Here is a 3,561-nt window from a genome sequence, read left to right as displayed (position 1 = left end):
AGCGCGAGCCGATGGCGACGCAGGCCTCCGGCCCACCCGTGGTGCTGGTCGTCGGCACGCTCGACACCAAGGGCATCGAGTTGCGGTACATCCGCGACATCATCGCCGAAAGCGGCCTGCGCACGCGGCTGGTCGACGTCTCGACCAGCGGCAAACATTCGTCCTGCGACGTCTCCGCGCAGGAGATCGCCCTGAACCACGGCCGCGGCGGCTCCGCCGTGTTCGGCCCGGATCGCGGGACGGCCGTGACTGCGATGGCGGATGCGTTCGCCAGCTGGCTGCGGCGCCAGGGTAACATCGCCGGCGTGATCTCGGCCGGTGGCTCCGGCGCGGCCTCGCTGGTCGCGCCGGGGATGCGCACGCTCCCGGTCGGAGTGCCCAAGCTGATCATCTCCTCCGTCGCGTCCGGTGACGTCGGACCTTATGTCGGCCCCGCCGACATCACGATGATGTACTCGGTCACCGACGTGCAGGGGCTGAACTCAATTTTGCGCGCGGTGCTGGCCAACGGCGCCAATGCGCTCACTGGTATGGTCAAGGCACGACTGGATGGACGCGCCGCGACGGCGCACGAGACCAGCAAGCTGCCCCCGATCGGCATCACCATGTTCGGCGTGACGACGCCGGCGGTACAGAAGATCGCCGCCGATCTGCGTGACGATTTCGAGTGCCTGGTCTTCCATGCCACCGGCGTCGGCGGCCGTTCCATGGAAAAGCTCGTCGAGTCGGGACAGCTCGCCGGCGTGATCGACCTCACCACGACCGAGGTCTGCGACCTGCTCATGGGCGGCGTGTTTCCGGCGACGGAGGACCGTTTCGGCGCGATCATCCGCACGCGCATCCCCTATGTCGGCTCGGTCGGCGCCCTCGACATGGTCAATTTCGGCGCGCCCGACACCATTCCCGAACGCTATCGCGGCCGCAAGTTCCACGTCCACAATCCGCAGGTGACATTGATGCGGACCACCGTGGAAGAGAACGAGCGGATGGGCCGCTGGATTGGCGAGCGGCTCAACCAGATGGACGGCCCTGTGCGCTTCTTCCTGCCAGAGGCCGGCGTCTCCGCACTCGACGCGCGAGGCCAGCCGTTCTGGGACCAGGATGCCGACGCCTCGTTGTTCCGCACCCTGGAGCGCACCGTGCGGCAGACCGGCAATCGCCAGCTCATCCGCATGCCCAAGAACATCAACGATCCCGAATTCGCCGCCGCCATCGTCAGTGCATTCCGAACCCTGTTCGGCCGCACCGGCGCGCGGCGGAGACTAGCGAGGTGACCGATGCCAAGGTTTGAACGCGCAGCGCTGCTGACGAGGTTTCGCGACATGGCGAGGCGCGGCGAGCCGATCGTCGGCGGCGGCGCCGGCACCGGGCTATCGGCCAAGTGCGAAGAGGCCGGCGGCGTCGATCTCATCGTCATCTACAATTCCGGCCGTTATCGGATGGCCGGCCGCGGCTCGCTCGCCGGGCTGATGGCGTACGGCGATGCCAATGCCATCGTGCTGGAAATGGCGAACGAAGTGCTGCCCGTGGTCACCCGAACGCCGGTGCTTGCGGGTGTCAACGGCACCGATCCGTTCCGCGACATGGACGTCTTCCTCGATCAGTTGAAGGCGCTGGGGTTTGCGGGCGTGCAGAACTTTCCGACCGTCGGCCTGATCGACGGCACGTTCCGCGCCAATCTCGAAGAGACCGGCATGTCCTATGCGCTGGAGATCGACATGATCGCCAAGGCGCACGACAAGGACATGCTGACGACACCCTACGTGTTCAGTGAGAAGGAGGCCGCCGCGATGGCGATCGCCGGCGCCGACATCATCGTCTGCCACATGGGCCTGACGACCGGCGGCTCGATCGGCGCGCAGACGGCGGCCAAGCTCAAGGACTGTCCAGCGCAGATCGACACCTGGGCGTCCGCGGCGCTCAGCGTCAATCCCGACATCCTGGTGCTCGCGCATGGCGGTCCGATCGCGGATCCCGCCGATGCCGATTTCATCATGAAGAGCACCCGCCATTGCCACGGCTTCTACGGCGCGTCCTCGATGGAGCGATTGCCCGTGGAACGGGCGCTGACGGAACAGGTGCGTCAATTCAAGGCGATCGGCGCGCGATAACGCCGAAGGTACGAGGGAGGGAAAGATGTCAGGGATGCTGGTCGGTGAATTGATCCTCTGGCTGATCGTCGCGATCGTCGTGATCGTGGTCGGCGTCTATATCGTGAACTGGCTCTACCACCGCTCCTCCAAGGAGACCTCGTTCGTCCGGACCGGCTTCCTCGGCGAACGCGTGGTGATCAATGGCGGCGCCTTCGTGCTGCCGTTCATCCACGATTACACGCCTGTGAACATGAACGTGCTGCCGATGGGCATCGTGCGCTCCAGGCAGGATGCCGTGATCACCCGCGACCGCATGCGCGTCGACATCGAAGCCGACTTCTATGTCCGGGTGCAGCCGACCCGGGAAGCGGTCTCGATCGCCGCGGCCACGCTCGGCCGCCGCACCATGGAACCCGGGCAGCTGCACGCCCTCCTCGCCGGCAAGTTCATCTCCGCGATCCGCTCGGTCGCATCCGAAATGACGATGGAGGAGATGCACGAGCGCCGCGGCGACTATGTCGTGCGGGTCAAGACCAACGCGGCCGAAGCTCTCGCCCAGAACGGTCTGGAGCTGGAATCGGTCGCGATCACCGATCTCGACCAGACCGATCTGGAGTTCTTCAACCCCTCGAACCGGTTCGACGCCGAGGGCCTAACCCAGCTGATGCAGGACATCGAGGCCAAGCGGAAGCTGCGCAACGACATCGAGCAGGACTCGATGATCAAGATCCGCGCCCGCAATCTGGAAGCCGAGCGGCAGGCGCTGGAGATCGAGCGCGAGAGCGAAACCGCGCGCCTGGAGCAGGAACGCGACATCGAGATGCGCCGCGCGCTTCAGCGCACGGAAGTCGCCCGCGAACGGGCGCTGCGCGAAACCGAGGCCGAGCAGGCGCAGATTTCCGCCCGCGAAGCCATCGAGCGCGCCCGCATCGCCAATGACCAGGCGATCGCGGAGGCCCGCATCGCCTCCGAGCGGGAAACCCGCCAGAAGGAGATCGAGCGAACCCGCACCATCGAGGAGAAGGAGCTGCTGGCGCGCGAGGAGATCGAGAAGACAAGGATCGCCAACCAGCGCTCGATCGACACGACCCGCATCGCCTCCGAACGCGAGGTGCGCCAGCGCGAGATCGAGCGGATGCGCACGGTCGAGGAAGCCGAGATTTCCGCCCGCGAAGCCATCGAGAAGGCGCGGATCCAGCAGGATCGCGTCGTCACTGACGCCCGCATCGCCAACGAGGAGGAAACGCGCCGCCGCGAGATCGAGCGCACGCGCGCGGTCGACGAGGCCGAGATCGCCGCCCGCGAAGCCACCGAGAAGGCCCGCATCGCCCAGACGCTGATCGTCAATGTCGAGCGCATCTCCTCCGACGAGCGCACCCGCGCGCTGGAGATCCAGCAGGTGCGCGCCATCCAGGAAGCGGAGATCGAGGCGCAGCGCGCGGTCGAAGCCGCCCGCATCGCCCGCGAG

At 66.6% G+C, this 3,561-nt stretch carries 3 protein-coding genes; all 3 read left to right on the top strand.

Annotated features, from left to right (window positions below):
* Positions 1-1,274, top strand: a 1,274-nt coding sequence (locus tag MOV74_RS33875; RefSeq protein WP_246931334.1) for a Tm-1-like ATP-binding domain-containing protein, incomplete at its 5' end; no start/stop codon positions are given.
* A gap of 3 nt (positions 1,275-1,277) precedes the next feature.
* Positions 1,278-2,111 carry a phosphoenolpyruvate hydrolase family protein gene (locus tag MOV74_RS33870; RefSeq protein WP_246931333.1) on the top strand — a complete coding sequence of 278 codons (834 nt, stop codon included), beginning with the start codon at positions 1,278-1,280 and terminating at the stop codon, positions 2,109-2,111.
* A 25-nt stretch (positions 2,112-2,136) separates the two neighbouring features.
* Positions 2,137-3,561, top strand: a 1,425-nt coding sequence (locus tag MOV74_RS33865; protein ID WP_246931332.1) for an SPFH domain-containing protein, incomplete at its 3' end; no start/stop codon positions are given.

This window comes from Bradyrhizobium sp. SHOUNA76 (assembly GCF_023006445.1).
In the GTDB taxonomy this organism is placed as follows: Bacteria; Pseudomonadota; Alphaproteobacteria; order Rhizobiales; family Xanthobacteraceae; genus Bradyrhizobium.
This window is presented reverse-complemented; position numbering and strand designations above follow the sequence as displayed.